Origin of the sequence: Zoogloea sp., assembly GCF_044344315.1 — a bacterium.
Classification (GTDB): domain Bacteria; phylum Pseudomonadota; class Gammaproteobacteria; order Burkholderiales; family Rhodocyclaceae; genus Zoogloea.
In genome coordinates this window covers 24,192-38,983 of the sequence record NZ_JBIJDC010000038.1, presented here as the reverse complement: position 1 = coordinate 38,983, position 14,792 = coordinate 24,192, and the positions used below count along the sequence as shown (strand labels likewise).

14 protein-coding genes are annotated in these 14,792 nt (G+C 61.6%); 9 read left to right on the top strand and 5 right to left on the bottom strand.

The features are described from left to right. Window positions 1–54: 54 nt before the first annotated feature. The 5 genes from ACIQ09_RS10460 to rpsT all read left to right on the top strand — a co-directional run bounded on the left by ACIQ09_RS10460 (window position 55) and on the right by rpsT (window position 3,575). On the top strand, window positions 55–294 hold the full coding sequence (locus ACIQ09_RS10460) for a TIGR02281 family clan AA aspartic protease (RefSeq protein WP_398308922.1): 240 nt from the start codon (window positions 55–57) through the stop codon (window positions 292–294). Window positions 295–305: 11 nt separating this feature from the next. Next, a complete protein-coding gene (locus ACIQ09_RS10455; RefSeq protein ID WP_398308919.1) occupies window positions 306–911 on the top strand; it encodes a CoA pyrophosphatase in 606 nt (201 codons plus the stop codon). 92 nt (window positions 912–1,003) lie between these two features. Beyond that, the gene (locus ACIQ09_RS10450) at window positions 1,004–1,936 is read left to right on the top strand and encodes a CobD/CbiB family protein (protein ID WP_398308916.1); all 933 of its coding nucleotides are present in this window, start codon (window positions 1,004–1,006) and stop codon (window positions 1,934–1,936) included. A gap of 27 nt (window positions 1,937–1,963) precedes the next feature. Then, window positions 1,964–3,148 carry an acetyl-CoA C-acyltransferase family protein gene (locus ACIQ09_RS10445; RefSeq protein WP_398308913.1) on the top strand — a complete coding sequence of 395 codons (1,185 nt, stop codon included), beginning with the start codon at window positions 1,964–1,966 and terminating at the stop codon, window positions 3,146–3,148. Between the two features lie 151 nt (window positions 3,149–3,299). Beyond that, window positions 3,300–3,575, top strand: a complete 276-nt coding sequence (gene rpsT / locus ACIQ09_RS10440) for a 30S ribosomal protein S20 (protein ID WP_296402856.1) — start codon at window positions 3,300–3,302, stop codon at window positions 3,573–3,575. Window positions 3,576–3,841: 266 nt separating this feature from the next. Here rpsT and ACIQ09_RS10435 read toward each other — a convergent pair whose 3' ends face one another. Together ACIQ09_RS10435 and hemP are read right to left on the bottom strand one after the other, a co-directional pair. Next, a complete protein-coding gene (locus ACIQ09_RS10435) occupies window positions 3,842–4,075 on the bottom strand; it encodes a (2Fe-2S)-binding protein (RefSeq protein ID WP_398308910.1) in 234 nt (77 codons plus the stop codon). Between the two features lie 78 nt (window positions 4,076–4,153). Then, complete coding sequence (hemP, locus tag ACIQ09_RS10430; RefSeq protein ID WP_398308907.1) at window positions 4,154–4,432, bottom strand: hemin uptake protein HemP; 279 nt, start codon at window positions 4,430–4,432, stop codon at window positions 4,154–4,156. A 111-nt stretch (window positions 4,433–4,543) separates the two neighbouring features. Here hemP and ACIQ09_RS10425 point away from each other — a divergent pair, with 111 nt between their 5' ends. Then, window positions 4,544–6,454 (top strand): ATP-binding cassette domain-containing protein, encoded by a 1,911-nt coding sequence (locus ACIQ09_RS10425; RefSeq protein ID WP_398308905.1) that lies wholly within the window; start codon window positions 4,544–4,546, stop codon window positions 6,452–6,454. Between the two features lie 6 nt (window positions 6,455–6,460). Here the strand turns inward: ACIQ09_RS10425 and ACIQ09_RS10420 are convergent, their stop codons facing one another. Continuing rightward, window positions 6,461–7,348 (bottom strand): HDOD domain-containing protein, encoded by an 888-nt coding sequence (locus ACIQ09_RS10420; protein WP_398308903.1) that lies wholly within the window; start codon window positions 7,346–7,348, stop codon window positions 6,461–6,463. A 156-nt stretch (window positions 7,349–7,504) separates the two neighbouring features. On the opposite strand from ACIQ09_RS10420, the gene ACIQ09_RS10415 reads away from it, so the two are divergent. The 3 genes from ACIQ09_RS10415 to ACIQ09_RS10405 are packed head-to-tail and all read left to right on the top strand — an operon-like array spanning window position 7,505 to window position 11,683. Then, window positions 7,505–8,512 carry an oxidoreductase gene (locus ACIQ09_RS10415; protein WP_398308901.1) on the top strand — a complete coding sequence of 336 codons (1,008 nt, stop codon included), beginning with the start codon at window positions 7,505–7,507 and terminating at the stop codon, window positions 8,510–8,512. A 23-nt stretch (window positions 8,513–8,535) separates the two neighbouring features. Continuing rightward, window positions 8,536–9,717, top strand: a complete 1,182-nt coding sequence (locus ACIQ09_RS10410; RefSeq protein WP_398308899.1) for a response regulator — start codon at window positions 8,536–8,538, stop codon at window positions 9,715–9,717. After that, window positions 9,695–11,683 carry a propionate--CoA ligase gene (locus ACIQ09_RS10405; RefSeq protein ID WP_398308897.1) on the top strand — a complete coding sequence of 663 codons (1,989 nt, stop codon included), beginning with the start codon at window positions 9,695–9,697 and terminating at the stop codon, window positions 11,681–11,683. Before ACIQ09_RS10410 ends, ACIQ09_RS10405 begins: the two co-directional genes overlap by 23 nt. A gap of 97 nt (window positions 11,684–11,780) precedes the next feature. Here the strand turns inward: ACIQ09_RS10405 and ACIQ09_RS10400 are convergent, their stop codons facing one another. Both ACIQ09_RS10400 and ACIQ09_RS10395 read right to left on the bottom strand, forming a co-directional pair. Beyond that, window positions 11,781–13,232 (bottom strand): glycosyltransferase family 39 protein, encoded by a 1,452-nt coding sequence (locus tag ACIQ09_RS10400; RefSeq protein WP_398308895.1) that lies wholly within the window; start codon window positions 13,230–13,232, stop codon window positions 11,781–11,783. After that, entirely contained in the window at window positions 13,229–14,791 is a 1,563-nt protein-coding gene (locus ACIQ09_RS10395) for an ArnT family glycosyltransferase (protein ID WP_398308893.1), read from the bottom strand. The genes ACIQ09_RS10400 and ACIQ09_RS10395 overlap by 4 nt, the downstream gene beginning before the upstream one ends. Window position 14,792 lies beyond the last annotated feature (1 nt).

Sequence of the window (14,792 nt, the reverse complement as noted above, 5' to 3'; positions counted from 1 at the left end):
TCGCCGCGCATCGTTGTTCTGCCTGGGGTTCGGGGATACGGCTAGGACAGGCGGGTGGCCGGATCGTTCACTGGGTTTTGCATCACCCTGCTAACCATGCAGACTGCCAACGGACTTGTCCGCGGCTGGTTGGTATCCCTCGACAGGGTGAGCGCAGGTTCGGTTACGCTGCGCAATGTGCCTGGCGTTGTGGTCGACGCTGAAATGCCCTATGTGCTACTTGGCATGAGCTTTCTCAACCGGATGGACATGCGTCGTGAGGGGACCGCACTTTATCTGCGACAACGTTATTGAGCGCTGACTCCATGGACAGAAAACAGCATTCTCCAGCGGTATATTCGGTTGACTGGTGGCGTCAGCGCTTCTCCACTGCAGGAGGGTATGAATCTCCAGCCGAGGAGGGAGTCCCGCGTGGCCCTTTGCGGCCAGCTGCCGTCCTCGTGCCCATCGTTCTGCGTCAGCCTACCCCCACCGTGTTGTTGACGCGCCGCACGGATCATCTGCATCACCATCCCGGACAGGTGAGTTTCCCCGGCGGGCGTGTCGAGGATCAGGATCTTTCCCCGATCGATACGGCCCTCCGGGAGACTGAAGAGGAGATCCGTTTGTCGCGCCAGCACGTCGAACTGCTTGGTTGCCTGCCCCAGTACCATACGGGTACGGGTTTCGATGTGACTCCCGTGGTTGGACTGGTCACGCCACCCTTTGAACTCGTGCCAGATGAGTTTGAGGTGGCAGAGGTCTTCGAGGTGCCCCTGTCCTTCCTGCTCGATGTGAACAACCATCAGCTGCATCGCGCCGAGGTGCGTGGTCGTTTGAGGGAGTACTATGCCATGCCCTACGGCGACTACTTCATCTGGGGAGCCACGGCCGGGATGATCGTCAGCCTGCAACGTTTCCTGGATCGATGAGCGAACGCCATTTGTAATGGGTTGGTTTGATGGTATCTTGGAGCATCCCCAATAGGAATGAACAATGAGGGTCGTTCAAGACCCCCCGTCGAATGACCCTGTTTTCGCTGATAGTCGCACTCCTCCTGGAGCAACTTCGTCCGCTGCCTGTCGCGCGTTTTGTCCAGGCACCCCTGAAGCTTTTTGCCCGTTTCCTGGAAGATCGTTTCAATGATGGAGAGTCCCGTCATGGTGCGGTTGCGTGGTGGGTGGCGATACTCGCTGCGTGTTTTGGTGCGGCACTGTTCTATTTCGTCCTCTGGCACGTCAGTCCCCTGCTCGGGGTGCTCTTCAATGTTCTGATCCTGTATCTGACGATGGGCTTTCGTCAGGTAAGCCACTTTTTCACGGATATCCAGCTTGCGCTGCGCATGGGCGAGGTCCCGCGTGCCAGGCAGATCCTGGGGGAGTGGCGCGGACGTCGTCATGACGATTCGAGCTCAAGTGAAGTTGCACGCCTCGCCATCGAGGAGGCTCTCATCGCGTCCCACCGCAATGTCTTTGGTGTTGCCTTCTGGTTCATCATCCTGCCGGGCCCCAGTGGTGCCATCCTGTATCGGCTGGCACGCTTCCTCGACGAAGAGTGGGGCCGTCAGCGGCGGCTCGATCCTGATTTTGGTGCCTTCGGAGATTTTCCGTCCCGTGCCTTCGCTGTGCTCGACTGGCTTCCCGTGCGAATGACTGCTGCAGCGTTTTCCGTGGTAGGTGATTTCGAGGATGGTGTGTATTGCTGGCGGGCCCAAGCCAATCAATGGAAGGACAAGGCTTCCGGTATACTGCTCGCCAGTGGAGGCGGAGCCTTGGGCGTTCGGCTGGGGATGCCGATTCACGAGTCGGGAGATGTCGTCGAGCGACCGGAAATGGGTGTCGGTGACGAGGCCGACGCTGATTTCATGCAGAGCACTATCGGTTTGATCTGGCGCACTCTGGTGCTGGTAATGTTGCTGTTGGCGCTATTGGGTATCGCAGGTTGGGTCGGTAATTAATCGTAATAATTCTGAGGAGGAATACAGATGGCTAGTCGCGAAGTAGTCGTATTGAGTGCAGTTCGTTCCGCTATTGGTGCTTTCGGTGGTGCTCTGGCCGATTTCGACGCCAGTGAGCTGGCCGGCATCGTCATGAAGGAGTCGGTTGCCCGCTCCGGCGTGGATCCGCAGCTGATCAACTATGTCACCGTCGGCAACTGTATGCCCACCGATTCCCGCTACGCCTATGTTTCCCGCGTCGCGTCGATTCAGGCTGGCCTCCCCATGGAGTCCGTCGCAATGCAGGTGAGCCGTCTGTGCTCGTCTGGCCTGCAAGGTATTGTTACCACCGCCCAAAACATTCTGTTGGGCGACGCCGATTACGGTATCGGTGGAGGTGTCGAAGTCATGTCCAAGGCCAGCTACCTGCTGCCCGCCCTGCGCTCAGGGGCCCGCATGGGTGACACGAAGGCTATCGACAGCATGGTTGCTGTGCTGACCGATCCGTTTGGCGTTGGCCACATGGGTATCACTGCCGAGAACCTGGCTGCCAAGCACGGTATCACCCGTGAAGAGCAGGATGCTTTCGCTGTCGAGTCCCAGCGGCGTGCTGCAGCGGCCATTGATGCAGGTCATTTCCAGTCCCAGATCGTTCCCATCGTCAAGCAGACCCGCAAGGGCGACGTGGTGTTTGATACCGACGAGCATTTGAAGCGCGGCACCACAATGGAGTCGCTGGCCAAGATGAAGCCGGCCTTCAAGAAGGACGGTACCGTCACCGCTGGTAACGCTTCCGGCATCAACGATGGCGCCGCTTTCTTTGTGCTGGCTGATGGCTCCACCGCAGTCAACGCTGGTTACAAGCCGATGGCGCGTCTGGTGTCCTATGCCGTTGCAGGTGTGCCTAACGACATCATGGGTGAAGGTCCGATCCCCGCCTCCCGCCTGGCCCTCAAGAAGGCAGGCCTGACGCTGGATCAGATGGATGTAATCGAGTCCAACGAAGCTTTTGCTGCCCAGGCTCTGTCCGTCATGCGCGTCCTTGGTTTGGATCCGGCCAAGACCAACCCGAACGGCGGTGCCATTGCTCTGGGGCACCCGGTTGGTTGTTCCGGTGCCTTCATCGCAACCAAGGCCATCTATGAGCTCCATCGCACCGGTGGCCGCTACGCGCTGGTGACCATGTGTATTGGTGGCGGTCAGGGTATTGCTACTATCTTCGAGCGCATCTGATCTTTATTTGTGCTTGATTCGGGGCTCCGCCAGAAATGGTGGGGCCCTGTCTATTTGGGCGGGTTCCGTCCTGAATAAAAGTCTTGCCAAGAGGGTTTGTTTTCCAATAAAATCCATGCCTTCACTGCATTTATTTCAGGATCACTAAAAGATGGCCAACTCGGCACAAGCCCGTAAGCGCGCCCGGCAAGCTGTTAAGGCTCGCGCCCTCAACATGAGTCTGCGTTCCCGTCTGCGCACTGCTATCAAGGCTGTCCGCAAGGCGGTTGATGGTGGCGACAAGCAGGTTGCTCAGCAAGTTTTCGTTTCGTCTCAGCGTACGATCGACAGCATTGCTGACAAGAAGATCATTCACAAGAACAAGGCTGCTCGCCACAAGAGCCGTCTCTCGGCTGCCATCAAGGGTATGGGAGCTGTGGCCGCCTGATAAGCGAGCCGTGGGTCGGTTGTAGTTTCGCCGACCCGAAGCGATGAGAGCCTGAAAAGCCGTCGCAAAAAATGCCGTTCAGCCAGCGCTGAGCGGCATTTTTATTTGTATGCCTAGCATGGGCGTATTCCTGCACCGATGTTGCGTCTCCCTGGACTGAAAGGCACAAGAAAGGAGGCCGAAGCCTCCGTTTCCTTGCTTGAGTTCAGGTATGTTCCGCGCGGTTTCTGGCGCGGGTCAGGCGATCTGGCTGGCAAGCGTTGTCCTCACGCAGCCTCCTGGATCAATGAAAAAGAGACCGGGCCGCAGGTGGGGTGGATGGCGGAGGCGCAGGCCTGCCCGACGGCTTCATCGAGGCATTGCTTGGCGCACTTTGCGCAGCGTCCGCATTCTTCGGTAACGCCCAACTGTGTCCGTAGGTCGCGCAGGCGCCTGGCCCCTGCATTGACTGCGGACTCAATGTGTTTCTCGGTCACCGCTCGACAGACGCAAACATACATTGTCGTATTTCCTTCAAACAGCCGTGAGCGCACAAAAGCTGGTTTGGCCTGTGCAGGTTCGGGATCCGGTTGTTCCCGTCATTTGGTCAGGATCAGCTTGCCTGCGCGCGTGGCTCGAAGAGCATAAATCATGCCTTCGTGCTCAATGTAAACGCACGGACGGTTGTTGAACAGATCCCTGCTGCGGATTGGCGCCTCGATCTCGCCCAAGACTGGAGAAGTCTGAGTGTTTGGCCTTGGTGCGTTCAGAGGAGGGGCGGTTCTGTTCACGTTAATAGCAAGTAGAATGAGAATAATTCGTATTAAACAGACAAGGCCAAGCCAAGTCAACGCTAATGCAGCACGTGTTAGGCACATTGACACTCTGGCTTGCTCGGCCAGCTGCCCCGAAGATCTGTGCTGCTACTCCGGCTCGATGCCGGGGCGGGGTAGAATCGCGACCTTTCTGCCCGACCGCCTGCTTACCCCATGCCCCTGATTACTCTCGACGACGCCTGCCTCGCATTTGGACATGTCGCTTTGCTCGACAAGGCGGCCTTTCAGCTCGATCCCGGTGAGCGTGTGGCCCTGATCGGGCGTAACGGCAGCGGAAAGTCCAGTCTGTTGAAAGCCTTGGCTGGCCAGGCCACGCTGGATGACGGGCGTCTCTGGCGGCAACCCGGTGCGCGGGTTGCCTATGTGCCGCAGGAGGCGGATTTCCCGCTGGAGCGAAGCGTTTTCGAGACAGTGGCTGATGGTCTGGGGGATGTGGCGAAGCTTCTGGTGGACTACCACGCGGCCATGTTGGCAGTGGCTGAGGACGGTAGTGATGCCGCTCTTGCACACCTGGAGGAGGTCCAGCACCGCGTCGAGGACGCCCAGGCTTGGCGCCTGGAGCAAAAGGTGGAGCAGGTTCTGGCCCAGCTTCGTCTGTCCGGAGATGCGCGGGTGGGGAGTCTTTCTGGTGGTGGCATCAAACGTGTGGCCTTGGCCCGTGCCCTGGTTGGCGAGCCGGAAATGCTCTTGCTCGATGAGCCAACCAACCACCTGGATATCGACGGCATCCTGTGGCTGGAAGAGCTCATTCGCGATTTTCCGGGGGCCGTGGTGGTGATTACCCACGATCGGGTCTTCCTGGACAACGTGGCCACGCGCATCGTCGAACTTGATCGCGGCCTGCTGAGCAGTTTCCCCGGGCGCTTCACTGAGTATCTGGCGCGCAAGGCGGATCAGCTTGATGCAGAAGAGAAGGCCAATGCACGCTTCGACAAGCTGCTTGCCCAAGAGGAGGTGTGGATTCGCAAGGGAGTGGAGGCTCGCAGAACCCGCAATGAAGGGCGTGTGCGGCGGCTGGAGGCCCTGCGACGGGAGCGGAGTGCGCGTCGTGATCGCTTCGGCAACGTCAAGCTGGCCTTGGACAGGGGCGATGGTAGCGGCCAGATGGTGGCGGAGCTGGAGCATGTGGGCAAGACCTTTGGCGACCGACATATCGTTCGGGATTTTTCCACCCGCATCCTGCGCGGCGACCGCATTGGCCTGATCGGGCCGAATGGCGCCGGCAAGACCACCCTGCTCAAGCTGATTCTCGGTGAGCTTGAGGCGGACGAGGGAAGCATCCGTCGCGGTACCCGGCAGACCGTGGCCTATTTCGATCAGTTGCGTGCGCAGCTTGACCCTGAAGCGCCGCTGACCGAAGTCATCAGCCCGGGGTCGGATTATGTGGAGATTGCAGGCCACCGCACGCACATCATTGGCTACCTTGGGGATTTCCTGTTCTCTCCCCAGCGCGCCCGTTCGCCGGTCAAGTCCTTGTCCGGGGGCGAGCGCAATCGTCTCTTGCTGGCCCGCCTGTTTGCCCGTCCAGCCAATGTTCTGGTGCTGGATGAGCCGACCAACGATCTAGACATCGAGACCCTTGATCTGCTCGAAGATCTGCTCGCCCAATACGACGGTACGGTTTTCCTGGTCAGCCACGACCGGGCCTTTCTCGACAACGTCGTGACCCAGGTGATCGCGGCGGAAGGTGAGGGGTGCTGGAAGGAGTATGCCGGTGGCTACGATGACTGGCTGAGAGTGCGCAAGTCTGCGGCTACGGCGAGCGTGCCTGCTACACCGAAAGCCTCCCCGGTGAAGAAGGAGGCACCTACAGCTGCGGTAGCGGCGACAAAGCCTGCCAAGCTTAGCTGGAAGGAGCAGCGCGAACTGGAGGCGCTGCCGGATCGCATTGCCGGACTGGAAGCCGAGCAGGCGCAGGTCCAGGCGCGTCTGAATGACCCGGCGACGTATCGGGACAGTTCTCAGGAGATTCCTGGTTTGAACGCACGTCTGCAGACCTTGGAGGCAGAGCTCGAAGCCGCCATGCTGCGCTGGGAAGTGCTGGAGTCCCGGGGCGGCAAGTAGGCGACGTCACGCGGGAGGAGGAAGGGCACCCTCCGGCCGGCCGCCGGCCTGAAGCAGGTGCTCGGTAGCCTCATGGGGTACTGACAAACGATGGAGCAGGCTTTCCCGCCCAATGTGGAGTAGGGCCTCAATCGCCGCGAGGTCATCGGGGATGGCCGCATTGTCCCAGCCTTGGGCAGTATGTCGTGCGAGGCTGGTGGCTAGCTGTACGGTGCGAACTCGGGGGTTCTGGATCTGCCGTTCGTCCATCATCGAGATGAGTAGCTCGGGCAGATGCCACTGGCGCACCAGTGCCAGTTGCATTTCCCTTGCCGAGAAGTTGAACACAGCCCGCTGTGCAGCGCCGGAACGCAGGCTGCGATCAAGGCGTTGAGTCTCGTATACCTGCAGCGTGAGGTCTGGTGCAAAGCTCCAGCACAGGATGTCGGTGACTTCCGATAGAAGCGCGGCGACGGTGATCTCGTCTACGTCCAGATCGTGTCTCAGGATGGCCCAGTCCCGGGCATAGCGCGCTGCCCGGCGCGCCCGACCGATGACTTTCAATACACCGACCAGGGCCCGGGGGTGGGCTGCAATGTGATTTTCCACCGTGGGCAGATCGGCAAACTCCCGCAAGAAGGGCGAGATGCCCATCATCATGATGGCCCGCTCAATGGTAGTGATATCGTGGTTCTGCCTGGCCCTGCGGTGAGATTCGATGTGGATCAGGACTTTCAGGGTCATCATCGGATCACTCAGCACAAGGGCTGCCACCGTGCGTCCGTTGATGCTCTCCTCTTCTTCCCGCATGGCCTGCAGTTCCTTGACCGTATGTTTCAGGACAGGGATGGGCTCGTTGCCGAAGAACGCCAGATAGGCATCGATAGTGTCAAAGGCTTGGGTGATGAGGGCCATGGTTTTTTTCCGGCGGGCGATGACTCCATTTACGGCACGAGTGACGCAGGATTGAGGTGCTGGGCCGGTGTCCGGATGCATCGCCGGTGCCGGAGCTATAATCGACGGACTAACAACAGGAGCGCCGGCCTGGCGCCCATTCAAGAGGAGAAAAGCATGTCCAGCGTTGTTTCCCCCTTCAAGGCCTTCGTGATCCGTCAGGACGAAAACCGCAAGGTGTCTTCGGCCATGGAGACACTGTCCGTTGATGCCCTCGATGCAGGCGAAGTTCTTATCAAAGTGGCCTATTCGAGCGTGAATTACAAGGATGCGCTGGCTGCAACGGGTGCTGGGAAGATCATCCGTCGTTTTCCCTGCGTGGGGGGAATCGATCTTTCGGGGACCGTGGTCGAGAGCGCCGATCCGCGCTTCAAGGCGGGGGATGAGGTGATCGCTACCAGTTTCGATATTGGTGTTGCCCACCATGGTGGCTATGCGGAGTACGCGCGGATTCCGGCAGGCTGGGTCGTGCCCTTGCCCGTTGGCCTGTCGCTCTTCGACGCTATGGCACTGGGTACAGCGGGGTTTACGGCGGCGTTGGGTGTGGTTCGCATGGAGGACAACGGCTTGTGTCCCGAGAATGGTCCGGTCATCGTCACCGGTGCCAGTGGTGGCGTCGGCGGTCTGGCCATCGACATGCTGGCAGGGCTGGGCTATCACGTGGTCGCGCTGACCGGCAAGGCGCATGAAGAGGGCTATCTGAAGGACCTTGGTGCGGCGGAGATCCGCCTGCGTGACACCATCGATCCGGCCAAGACGCGCCCCCTGGATGCCGGCTTGTGGGCAGGTGCAGTTGATAACGTGGGTGGGGACATTCTGGCCTGGGTGCTGTCCACCATGAAGCAGGCCGGTACGGTGGCGAGCATCGGTAACGCCCAAAGCATCAATCTGCCGACCACGGTGTTCCCCTTCATCCTGCGCGGCGTGAGCCTGCTCGGGATCGACTCCGGCTACATGGGCTTCCCGACCCGTACGCGGGTTTGGGAGCGTCTGGCCACCGATCTCAAGCCCCGTCACCTGGCCCAGATGACCCGCACCGTGCCCTTTGCCGAGTTGCCCGGCGTGTTTGATGACTTCATTGCCGGCCGGGTCAAGGGGCGCACCGTGATTGCCGTTAACAGCTGAAGTCCCTCTCAAGCGAGTCCAGCATGAATGACGAAAGCGATCAGGCCCTGCCACGGGTACTGATCATCGATGATTCCCGGATGGTGCGTGCGTCCATCATCCGGCACGTGCGGGACCGCTTTGAGGTACGTGAGGAAGCCGATGGAGAAGCGGGCTGGCAGACCCTGATGGTGGACCCGACCATCCAGGCGGTGATCACCGACATCGGCATGCCTCGCCTGGATGGCTACGGCTTGCTTGAGCGCATTCGCCGTAGCCGCATCTCCCGCATCAATACTTTGCCGGTGGTGGTGATCTCGGGCGACGACGAGCCTGATGTGCGGGTCAAGGCCAAGAGCGCCGGGGCCACCGATTTCATCTCCAAGAGCATCGGCAACGTGGAGTTGCTGGCGCGCCTGGAGGCCCTGACCCAGTTGGCCCGTACCCAGCGGGATCTGGAAGAGAGCCGGGCGGCCCTGGCTACGGCCAGCCCTACCGACCCCACCTCCGGGCTGGCCACGCCGTCCTATCTGCACTACCACGCAGCACAGGAGCTCTCGCTGGCCCAGCGGCGACATGGGGATCTCTCCGTGATGGTCATCGAGATCGACCAGTTCGACAGCCTGATCGCTCGCTATGGGGCGCACGTGGCGCAGCTGGTCAATCGCAAGCTGTCCAAGATACTGGCCACCAAGTTGCGGCAAGAAGATACCGTTGCCGAGCTGGCGCCGGCCCGCTTCGTCATCGTGTCGCCGAGCACCAATATGGACGGTGCATGTGCTTTTGCGATGCGTCTTCGGGCGGCCATCGATCACATCGTGATGACCTACCGCGAGGAGCGCATCCGCATCCAGATCACCATCGGTCTGGCGGCCGCCGAACCCGGCAAGATCCAGACCGTCAGCCACCTCATTGGTGTTGCGGTGCAGCGTATTGCCGCGGGCAGGGCCGAGGGTGGCAACCGGGTGATGGGCGAGAGGGGAGAGATCACGGCAGAGATGGTTGGCACTCGGACGCGTGCTCCGATCAGCATCGACCAGTACCTCCTTCAGCTACGCACCGCCGGCCTTGATCCCCGTTTGCGCAAACAGCTCCCTGATGCCATACGGACACTCTTGCCTCTGCTGGAATTGATAGAATCCGAATTCCCCTCCGGTCTGCCGCTCGTCACCCTCGCGCGCGTTGCAGAAACCGGTCTGGTAAGTGCAGCACCCAAGGACGAATAACAAGGCGGGCGCCAAGACGCATCGCCATCCAACGCAGTGGTTTGACTATTCGAAAAAGGGAGAGGAACCCATGGCTTCATACAAGGAATTTCACAAGCGCTCCGTCGAAGACCGTAACGGCTTCTGGGGAGAGCAGGCGCAACTGATTCACTGGAACAAAGCACCGGAGCAGATCTACGATTTTTCCAAGCCGCCTTTCGTCAAGTGGTTCGTCGGCGGCGAAACCAACCTCTGCTACAACGCGGTTGACCGCCACGCGGAAACCAACCCCAACGGCAAGGCCCTGGTCTATATCTCCACCGAGACCGACGAAGAAAAGATCTACTCCTTCTCGGAGCTGCGCACCGAAGTCATGCGCATGGCGGCGATCTACCAGGATCTGGGCGTCAAGAAGGGCGACCGCGTCCTGATCTACATGCCGATGATCGCCGAGGCCTGCTTCGCAATGCTGGCCTGCACCCGCATTGGCGCGATCCACTCGGTGGTGTTCGGCGGCTTTGCCTCCCACTCCCTGGCCACCCGTATCGACGATGCCAAGCCGACCGTGATCGTCTCCTCCGACGCCGGCATGCGCGGCGGCCGCCCGGTTCCCTACAAGCACCTGCTGGACGAAGCCATCGGCCTGGCCGAGCACAAGCCCGCCGCCGTGCTGATGGTCGATCGTGGTCTCGACAAGGAAATGAACGTTGTCGCCGGCCGTGACGTGGATTACGGCACCCTGCGCGCCAAGCACATGGATGCCCAGGTGCCTGTCACGTGGCTCGAGTCCTCCGAACCCAGCTACATCCTGTACACCTCCGGCACCACCGGCAAGCCGAAGGGCGTGCAGCGTGACACCGGCGGCTACGCCGTGGCCCTGGCTGCGTCGATGAAGCACATCTACTGCGGCAACCCGGGCGAGACCTTCTTCTCCACCTCCGACATCGGCTGGGTGGTGGGCCACAGCTACATCATCTATGGCCCGCTGATCAATGGCATGGCCACGATCATGTACGAAGGCACCCCGCTGCGTCCCGATGCCGGCATCTGGTGGAAGATCTGTCAGGATCAGGAAGTCACCGTGATGTTCAGCGCGCCGACCGCCATCCGCGTGCTCAAGAAGCAGGACCCGGCTTTCCTCAAGAAATACGACCTGTCCAAGCTGCGCGCCCTCTACTGCGCCGGCGAGCCGATGGATGAAACCTCCCACAAGTGGATGATGGATGAGCTGGGCATCCAGGTCATCGACCACTACTGGCAGACCGAGACCGGCTGGGCCATGCTGTCCCTGATGCCCGGCGTCGAGAAGCAGGAGGTCCAGCTCGGCTCTCCCGGCTTCCCGGTGTATGGCTACGACGTGCGTCTGTTCCGCGACGACGGTTCCGAGTGCGGCCCCAACGAAAAGGGCATCGTCGGCGTGGTGCCGCCGCTGCCGCCGGGCTGCCTGTCCACCGTGTGGGGCGATGACAAGCGCTTCGTGTCCACCTACTTCACCCTGTTCCAGGAGCCGCTGGTTTATTCCAGCTTCGACTGGGGCATCAAGGACGACGCCGGCTACTACAAGATCCTCGGCCGTACCGATGACGTGATCAACGTTGCCGGCCACCGTCTTGGCACCCGTGAGATCGAGGAAGCCGTCCAGGCCCACCCGGCGATTGCCGAAGTGGCCGTGGTTGGTGTGGCCGATCAGCTCAAGGGTCAGATGCCCATGGCCTTCGCCGTGGTCAAGGACCCGGCGTCGGTGGACACCCCGGAAAAGGTGGCTGCGCTTGAAAAGGCTGTCATGAAGCTGGTGGATGGCAGCCTCGGCGCCATCGCCCGTCCGGCCCGGGTGCATTTCATCTCCGGTCTGCCCAAGACCCGCTCCGGCAAGATGCTGCGTCGCTCCATCCAGGCGCTGGCTGAGGGCCGTGATCCGGGCGATCTGACCACCATCGAGGATCCCTCGACCCTCGAGCAGATCAAGACCGCACTGGCTGCCAAGTAAGCGGTCCGCGGTCCTAAAGAAAAAAGCCGACCGGTCGCAAAACCGGTCGGCTTTTTTCATTCAGCCAGCTGAGCTTTGATGCCTGGGGCTTCAGGCCTCAGTAACCCTGGAAATCCCGCAGCAGAAAGACGTGGACCTCGCGCCGGAAATCCTTGTGGATGGGCACGACGACCTTGCCGAGTTTCTCGCTGGAGGCGAAGCGTGCGGCGATCTCGGGGATCTCAGCCTTTCTGCCAACATAGAGGATGTCCCGGCCGCGCTTGTCGCTCAGGGTGGTCATCAGCTCATAGTGGTCGATGGGCGTCCCGCCCGGATGCCAGGCAGCATACTCGGCCGGGTGAAGGCGGTAGACCAGATGGGCGATCAGTTCCCGGTCTTCGGCCACCAGCACGCTGCCCGGATGCGCAGCCAGGTAGGGGCGCACGGCCTCCGCAAGATTGATCCAGCCACGGGCACGCTTGAAGGGATCGTTCTTTGCGGTGAGTTCGATGCCGGTGCCACGGGCCAGGTCCGGCCAGTGGTAGGCGGCGGTGGATGCAATGAGATTGAAGGCGATGCCTGCGACGACCCAGCGCTTCCGCTCTTTGAGGAATACAGCCGGTACCAGCAGACAGGCCGCGATGAAGACAGGCGCAGCCCAGTTGCCGTTGGCCCGGCCGGTGAGTGCCTGCAGGCTCACCAGCAACAGCAAGGGCAGGATGAAGATCAGCAGGGTGCGGTGGGCGGGGGTTCGGGCAAGGCTCCCGCTGCGGAGCAGTGCCCAGGCCAGCAGTATTCCCAGCACCGGACCGAAGGAAAGCCACTGAGCGCCCAGGAATTCGCCGAGTTGGCCCGGATGAAGACCCCGCTCGCCGTGGCCGACCCGGGTGATCTCGGCGGTATGGCGGAAGGTGGGGAAGTCGTGGGTCCAGTTCCAGTAGAGGTTTGGCGACAGCACCGCAAAGGCCAGCAGCAGGGCTACCCAGGGTTGGGGGCGGGCCAGCCAGCGCCGATGACGTGGGTCGAGGATGATCAGCAGCAGCGCTGACGGCAGAAAGGCAGCCATGGTGTACTTGGACATCAGGCCGATGCCGATCACCGCGCCGCAGGCCAGCCAGTCCGCCCATCCATCGCCCTCCAGCGCCCGCAGCAGAAAGAGCAGGGCCAGTGACCAGCACAGCAGCAGGGGCGCGTCTGTGGATACGAACAGGCCCAGGGCGGCCACCAGGGGCATGGACAGGAAACACAGCCCGGCCCAGAAGCCGACCCGGGGCGAGTACAAACGGCGGCCCAGCCCATACAGGGCAAACGCGGTGGCTGGGTAGAGCAGCAAGGAGGGCAGCTTGATAGCCACCAGTCCGTTGCCGAGCAAGGCGGTGCTGGCGGCGATCAGCGCGGCGATCAGCGGTGGTTTGGAGTAATAGCCCCAGTCCAGGTTCTGGGACCAGCCCCAGTAGTAGGCCTCGTCCACGTACAAGTCGATGCCCAGGTGGTTGATCACCCAGATGCGGTAGGCGGTGAGCAGGGCGGCGATGAGGGCCAGCGGCCCGACGAGACTGCGGTCGTTCATGGCTTGATCCGCACCAGGGCGACGCCCCCTTCGCGGAAAAGGATGTCCACCGGCGCATCGGCGGGCAGACGGTCCACGCGGGTGAGGGCCACCTGGCCCGCTTCGGGGCTGCCCTTGACGGTGATGGCCTGACGATAGACGCTGAAGCTGGGTGCCGTGGTGAAGCGCCAGAACATCACGTCTTCGCCGAGCTCCCGGGCTTTCAGGCCGGCGGCCTTGACCGGGCCTTGCGCCAGCTCGCCAGCGTAGGGGACAACGATGCCGGCCAGCAGAATGACCTGCAAGGCGGCCGTGATGACCAGTTTGGGGATGAGCCGGATCCGGGGGAAGAACATGATGCCGAACCAGACCATCAGGCCACCGACTGTCGCGGCGATGTAAGTGCCGTCGGCAACCTCAAGGGCGCGTGCCAGCTGGGCGCGGTAGAAGCCGTCACCCAGGCTGCTATGGGCCAGGGCATCAAACAGGTTTGGCAGCAGCGGAAAGAGCAGGAGTAACAGGCCCGGTGCGATCAGGTGGGGCCATGCCCGACGGGCTTCGCCCGCATGCAGCCCGATCAGGATGAACAAGGGCGTGCACCCGTAGAGCACGTAGTGGGGCAGCTTGGTTCCGGACAGGGAGAAGAAGACCAGCACGAAACCGAACCAGATCCACAGGAAACGCCGGAGAGGGTCATGCACATCGCTGCGGACCCTTGCCAGGGCGTTGAAGAACAGGCCGCTCCAGGGGAGCAGGAGTAGCGGTACGGCGATCAGGTAGTAGAACGCACTGCCGCCGTGGCCTTCCAGCGATCCGGAAAAGCGCTGGACGTTGTGGCGCATGATGAAACCATCGATGAAGTCCTGGCCGTGGAGCGCGTAGGCGTAGGCGTACCAGGGGGCGGCGATGGCCGTCAGGATCAGCAGGCCAAGGGGGTTGAAGACGGTGCGGAACCAGGTTTTCCATTCGCCGCGGCTGGCGCAGTAGAGCAGGCTCACCGTTCCCGGGACGATCAGGGCAACCGGCCCCTTGGTCAGGGCGCCCAGCCCGATCCAGACAAAGGCCCGCAGCAAGGGGGCGCGGCGTCCGCTTTCCAGGTGACGCCAGACATCGAAGAGGGTCAGGGCCAGCAGGCAGTTGAGCAGGCCGTCGGCGGTGGCGGCGCGGCCGATGGCAAAAGGGCCGAGGGCCGTGCAGGCCACAGCCAGTGCGAGCAAGGCCGCATCCTCGCCGATACGGCGACGGGCGAAGAAGTAGGTGGCGTAGCTCCAGACAATGGCGGCCATCGCCGAAGGCAACCTGAACGCCCACTCGCTGACCCCGAAGATCAGATACCCGACGGACTGCAGCCAGTAGACCAGGATCGGCTTGTCGAAACGCGGTGCGCCGTTGAGATAGGTGAACAGGAAGTCACCCCGTTCGAACATCTCGCGGGTGGCTTCCGAAAACGCGCCTTCGTCCACATCGAACAGGGGCGCGCCGCCAAGACGCAGCAGGAAGGCCAGCAAAGGAAGCGCAAGGATCAGGCGGCCGAGGATGCTGCCGGCGAGAGGCGCGCCGGCGGGGTGGAATCCGGGCATG

Bases quoted from the DNA above. Each gene is read 5' to 3' on its own strand.
- ACIQ09_RS10395 (WP_398308893.1), bottom strand. From the start codon at position 14,791: ATGCCCGGATTCCACCCCGCCGGCGCGCCTCTCGCCGGCAGCATCCTC.
- ACIQ09_RS10400 (WP_398308895.1), bottom strand. From the start codon at position 13,232: ATGAACGACCGCAGTCTCGTCGGGCCGCTGGCCCTCATCGCCGCCCTG.
- ACIQ09_RS10455 (WP_398308919.1), top strand. From the start codon at position 306: ATGGACAGAAAACAGCATTCTCCAGCGGTATATTCGGTTGACTGGTGG.
- ACIQ09_RS10425 (WP_398308905.1), top strand. From the start codon at position 4,544: ATGCCCCTGATTACTCTCGACGACGCCTGCCTCGCATTTGGACATGTC.
- ACIQ09_RS10420 (WP_398308903.1), bottom strand. From the start codon at position 7,348: ATGGCCCTCATCACCCAAGCCTTTGACACTATCGATGCCTATCTGGCG.
- ACIQ09_RS10435 (WP_398308910.1), bottom strand. From the start codon at position 4,075: ATGTATGTTTGCGTCTGTCGAGCGGTGACCGAGAAACACATTGAGTCC.
- rpsT (WP_296402856.1), top strand. From the start codon at position 3,300: ATGGCCAACTCGGCACAAGCCCGTAAGCGCGCCCGGCAAGCTGTTAAG.
- ACIQ09_RS10445 (WP_398308913.1), top strand. From the start codon at position 1,964: ATGGCTAGTCGCGAAGTAGTCGTATTGAGTGCAGTTCGTTCCGCTATT.
- ACIQ09_RS10415 (WP_398308901.1), top strand. From the start codon at position 7,505: ATGTCCAGCGTTGTTTCCCCCTTCAAGGCCTTCGTGATCCGTCAGGAC.
- ACIQ09_RS10450 (WP_398308916.1), top strand. From the start codon at position 1,004: ATGACCCTGTTTTCGCTGATAGTCGCACTCCTCCTGGAGCAACTTCGT.
- ACIQ09_RS10410 (WP_398308899.1), top strand. From the start codon at position 8,536: ATGAATGACGAAAGCGATCAGGCCCTGCCACGGGTACTGATCATCGAT.
- hemP (WP_398308907.1), bottom strand. From the start codon at position 4,432: ATGTGCCTAACACGTGCTGCATTAGCGTTGACTTGGCTTGGCCTTGTC.